Source organism: bacterium (assembly GCA_028821235.1).
GTDB lineage: Bacteria > Actinomycetota > Acidimicrobiia > Spongiisociales > Spongiisociaceae > Spongiisocius.
Genome location: JAPPGV010000002.1, coordinates 1 through 4,931 on the forward strand (window position 1 = coordinate 1; position 4,931 = coordinate 4,931).

Genomic DNA, 4,931 nt, shown 5'->3' on the forward strand with positions numbered 1-4,931 from the left:
CGTGTAGAGCACCAGATAGGCGCCGATCGTCCGTGGCGCCGCACCCTGGTGGAAAGCCAGCTCCATCCAGAGGAACGCCACGATCCCGAGGAGAGAGATCGATTCACCGTCCCGGGCCGGCGCCGGTTCGATGCCGGGACGGACCGGACGGCGGATCCGCCCGGCTAGATAGGTCAGGGTTGCCACGGGGTTGACGGTGGCCCACAGGTCACCTACGAGGGCTGACGCCACCGCCACGCCCACCCATACGAGCACGAAGGCGACGTAGGGCGCCAGGTTGGAGGCTGTGTCAGGATCGCCCCGGAAGGCGGCGTGGATGGTCAAGGCCAGCACCGCCACCCCGATCAGGCGCGTGATCGGCAACAGGCTTCGCCCTACCGACCCCAGCCCCGGCGGGAGGGAGGAACCGCGGGAAGCGGGCCCCAGGCGGGGGTGGGTCCAGTAACGTCCGAGCACCGCGAACGACACCAGGACCGCGAACGCGGCCGCCCAGGCGAACTGCCAGATGGGGATCGGCAGGTCGAGGCGGCCGCCCAGTCCGTGGGCGTGGGCGGGCTCCGCCATCGCCAGCAGTAGCGCAGCCGCCACGGGCCAGGCCGCGAGGCGGGCCCGGCTCAAGATACCTCCAGTTGGAGGACCAGGGTGTGGGTTCGTTCCAACTCCACCTCGAAGACGCCGGGAATCGATGCTTCGAAGGTCAGTCGGCCCTGGCCTTCGACCAGTTCGATGTAGAGGTCGTAGCCATGGATGTGCACCTCGTCCGACGCGTTCCCGCTCACCCGGAGCGTCACCCATTGTCCGACCCGCGCAGCCTCGCGCCGTACTCCCCCCGCCACCGAGCCGTCCGTGATCGTCAGATCGATCACCACTCCGGGCGGATCGGCCTCGGTCGTCGCCGGAACGGTCGTGGTGGAGGGAGCGGGTGGTGCCGTGACCACCGAAGCCGCGGGCGCGGTGGTGGTGTCCGGATGGGACTCGGCGGCGTGCCAGGCCGAGCTGTCGGCATCCCTCATGGAGACCGCCAGGGGCGGATCCGCCGACCGGTCCAATCCGACCGACAGGGGTTCCGATGTCCGCAGGTGGTCGTATAGGTGAGCGAGCGGGAAGCGGAAGTCCCCGTCGGGTGACGGAGCGAGTTCCAAGACCTCGCCGTCGTCGGTCCGCAGCACGAACGACTCGACTCCTTCCAGGTCGCCGTTGACCTCGAGGACCACTCCCTGGACGGTCTCGACGGGAGGTCCGTCGCCGGAGTCACCGCAAGCTGCGAGGACCAGGAGCACACCCGCCAGCGCCGGAGCGTATCTCATGATTCCTTGCGGAGCTCCCGCTCCAATGCCTCCCAGCGTTGCTCGTAGGCATACCACCGGAACCAGATCACCACCAGGACGCCCCAGAGGATGGCGCCGCCGCCTAGCTTCATCACCAGCCCGGCCAGGGTCTGGTCGGTGATGGCGTCGATGCCCCACAGGCGGGGCGCCTCGGCGTAGAAGCGGTAGAGGGGTTCCTTTCCGAATGTCAGGAACGAGGCCGGGATGGTGGGCAGCAGCGAGTGCGCGAACAGGTACAGCATGCGCAGCGGAGGATTGAGCCGCTTCAGCTCCGGCACCGGGCTCAGCACCGGAATCCACATCACGATGGCCGCCGCCATGAGCAGGGCGTGAATCGCGAAGTGGTAGATGCCGGAGGTGACCATCAGGTTCACGATCTCCGGCCAGTGGATGCCGACCAGGATGCCGTTGAACACGAAGAAGGCCGCGAGCGGTCGGGTGAGCGGGCGGAGGACGGGGAAGAAGCGCGGGTTGGTGAGGATCCGGCGGAGCATCCAGGCCGGTGTCCCGGCGATCATCAACGGGGCCGAGACCAGCGCCAGGGTCATGTGCTCGATCATGTGGAACAGGAACAGGCGCTGTTCGGCAATGTCGTGGAACGGCCAGTCCGACACCACCCACAGAGATGCCAGCCCTGCGGTGAAGAGGGCGACCTGGCGCCGGGTGACCAGCGGTCCCTCGATCTCCAGATAGGGACCGATCCGGCGGATGGTGTACGCGTATCCGAAGCCGACCACGAACACGAACGCCCAAACGTCGAAGTGGGGGTGCCAGGCCGGGATCATCTCAGCGATCCATCAGGCCGCGTGGTTCTGGCTCGGGGCGATTCATCGGGCGGGAGTCGTTCGGGATCAGGCCAGTGTAAATGCGGGCCAGTAGTTGGCTACCGGCCACTGGCAGCCCCTAGAAGAGGACGACCGCGCCCAGCGCCGCGAGGGTGATCAGGTACAGCGCGCCCGCCAGGATGGCGCCGGAGGTGAAGAAGCGGGACAGCAGGCGCTTCTCGAACCGGAGGTGCATGAACATGGCAACCACCAGGTAGAACTTGAGGGCGCTCAGGATCAGTAGCGCCGGAACGGTCAGGGATTGGCCGATCGCGTCCACGCCGGCTTCCAGGTAGAAGAGCGCGACCTCGGCGGCCGTGAGCACCGCGAGCACGATGGCGATCATCACGTACTGCCGAGGCTGGGGATGGTGTGCGCCGCCGGCCATTCCTAATGCCCTGCTTCTCTCATTGGATCAGGTAGACGAGCACGAAGATGACGATCCAGATGATGTCGACGAAGTGCCAGTACAAGCCTACCAACTCGACGTTGAGCCCTTCGGCCTCGGACAGGCCGCCGGTGCGCATCGACTTGAAGGCCAGCACCAGCAGCATCAGGACCCCGAGAACCACGTGGAGCCCGTGGAATCCGGTCAGCATGTAGAAGGCGCTGGCGGCCGGGTTGATGTTGAGTTTCAACCCGTGGAGGATGAACTCAGCGAACTCGAAGAACTGGCCGGAGACGAAGACCGTTCCCAGGAAGGCGGTGGCGAACAGCCATGTCTTGGTCTGGTCCTGATCGCCGCGCGCCAGCGCCGAATGAGCCAGGACCATCGTCAGCGAGCTCATCAGCAGGACGAACGAGCTGATCGACGTGAACGGAATGTCGTAGAGCTCGACCGGATACAGCGTTCCCGGCCCGAAGTCACGGCCCTTGAACAGCAGGTAGTTGTTGATCAGGGCGCCGAAGAACAGGAACTCGGAGCTGAGAAACACCCACATTCCGAGCTTGCGGCTGTCGATGCCGGTCAGCTGGTGGTGGCCCCCACCCTCCTCGTGGCCGTGGGCGATGTCCGCCATCAGGCGTCTCCCTCGCTCATCGCCTGTTCGGTGTTCTCCTCGTGCGCGTCGCCGTCGTGGTCGCCGTGCTCCTCGTCGTGGACCTCCTCGAGCGGTTCGGACCCCCAGGCGAACAGCGCGCCGATGGCGACGAAGGCCCCTGCCGCCAGCATGGGAATGCCCCACGGGCGGGTGTGGTACATGATCCCGTAGGCGATGAACATGATGCCCAGCCCGACTATGAAGGGGAAGTACGAGGGCGCCGGTAGGTGGATCTCATGGTCGGGGTTGCCGTTGGACCGGATCAGTTCGTCGACCAGTTCATCCGCCTTCTCCTTGCGCACCGCCCGGCCTTCCTCGTCCTCGTCGTACTTGAGGTGCCAGAAGTCGTCCAGGGAGGTGACGGTCGGCTCCACCGCGAAGTTGTATTCGGGAGTGGGGGAGGGCATGGTCCACTCCAGCGTGCGGGCATCCCACGGGTCGTTGGGCGCTATCCGACCGCGCCGTTTCGAGTAGCTCCAGTTGATCATGAAGACCAGCACCCCGACGGCGATGACGAAGGCGCCGACGGTCACCACGAAGTTGCCGGCGCCGAGGCCCGCCTCCTCGGGGTAGACCCAGGTCCGCCGCACCATGCCCTGCAGTCCCAGCCAGTGCATGGGACCGAAGGTCAGGTTCATGCCGATGAACATCAGCCAGAAGTGCCACTTGCCCAGGGCCTCGTTGTACATGCGGCCCCAGACTTTGGGGAACCAGTAGTAGATGCCGGCGAAGAGACCGAAGAGGGCGCCCCCGAACAGCACGTAGTGGAAGTGGGCCACGATGTAGTAGGTGTCGGTCTGCTGCCAGTCGGACGGGACCACGGCGTGGGTCACCCCCGACAGGCCCCCGATGACGAACAGGGCCACGAAGCCCAGCGAGAACAGCATGGGCGTGGTCAACCGCACCCTGCCGCCCCAAACGGTTCCCAGCCAGTTGAATATCTTTATCCCGGTGGGAATGGCGATGGTCATGGTGGACAGCCCGAAGGCGGCCTGGGCGACGGTGGGAATACCGGAGGAGAACATGTGGTGGGCCCAGACCCCGAAGCCCAGGAAGGCGATGGCGGCGCCGGCGAACACCACCGCCGGGTAACCGAAGAGCGGTTTCTTGGAGAAGACCGGCAGGGTCTCGGAGACGATGCCCATGGCGGGAAGGATCAGGATGTACACCTCGGGGTGTCCGAATAACCAGAACAGGTGTTGCCAGAGGATGGGATCGCCACCGGCTTCCGCCACGAAGAACAATGTGCCGAACTGCCGGTCGAAGGTGAGCATGAACAGGGCGATGGCGATGATGGGGAGCGAGAAGAGCAGCAGCAGAGCCACTACCAGGGTCATCCAGACGAACACCGGCATCCTGAGGAGCCGCATCCCCGTGGCCCGCATGTTGAGGATGGTGACGATGAAGTTCACCGCCGAGATGAGCGAGGCGACGCCCAGTATCTGCAGTCCCAGGGCCGCGTAGTCGACCGCCGTTCCGGGCGAATAGGTGGCGCCGCTGTTGGGTGCGTAGATGAACCACCCGCTGTTCGGGATCGAGCCGAGAGCGCTGGCGTCGGTGGCGCCCCCCGGGAGGCTGCCGCCCACCGGAGGCGGGGAGGTCCCGAAGATGAGGGACGAGTAGATGAAGAGGCCCCCGAAGAGGAAGATCCAGAAGCTCACCGCGTTCATCCGGGGGAAGGCCACATCGCGGGCGCCGATCATCAGGGGCAGCAGGTAGTTGAAGAACGCTGCCGAGAT

Annotated in this window: 6 protein-coding genes; all 6 read right to left on the minus strand. The window is 65.7% G+C overall.

The window, feature by feature from the left end:
* Positions 1–618 (minus strand): hypothetical protein (locus OXK16_00025; GenBank protein MDE0374339.1); only part of this gene is annotated, 618 nt, incomplete at its 3' end.
* On the minus strand, positions 615–1,307 hold the full coding sequence (locus OXK16_00030; protein ID MDE0374340.1) for a hypothetical protein: 693 nt from the start codon (positions 1,305–1,307) through the stop codon (positions 615–617). The genes OXK16_00025 and OXK16_00030, both read right to left, overlap by 4 nt.
* Positions 1,304–2,113 carry a cytochrome c oxidase assembly protein gene (locus OXK16_00035; protein MDE0374341.1) on the minus strand — a complete coding sequence of 270 codons (810 nt, stop codon included), beginning with the start codon at positions 2,111–2,113 and terminating at the stop codon, positions 1,304–1,306. The genes OXK16_00030 and OXK16_00035 overlap by 4 nt, the downstream gene beginning before the upstream one ends.
* Before the next feature lie 118 nt (positions 2,114–2,231).
* Positions 2,232–2,540: a cytochrome C oxidase subunit IV family protein gene (locus OXK16_00040; protein MDE0374342.1), complete on the minus strand. Its 309-nt coding sequence runs from the start codon at positions 2,538–2,540 to the stop codon at positions 2,232–2,234.
* A 19-nt stretch (positions 2,541–2,559) separates the two neighbouring features.
* Positions 2,560–3,171, minus strand: a complete 612-nt coding sequence (locus OXK16_00045) for a heme-copper oxidase subunit III (protein ID MDE0374343.1) — start codon at positions 3,169–3,171, stop codon at positions 2,560–2,562.
* The coding region (locus OXK16_00050; protein MDE0374344.1) for a cbb3-type cytochrome c oxidase subunit I at positions 3,171–4,931 on the minus strand (1,761 nt) is incomplete at its 5' end. The genes OXK16_00050 and OXK16_00045, both read right to left, overlap by 1 nt.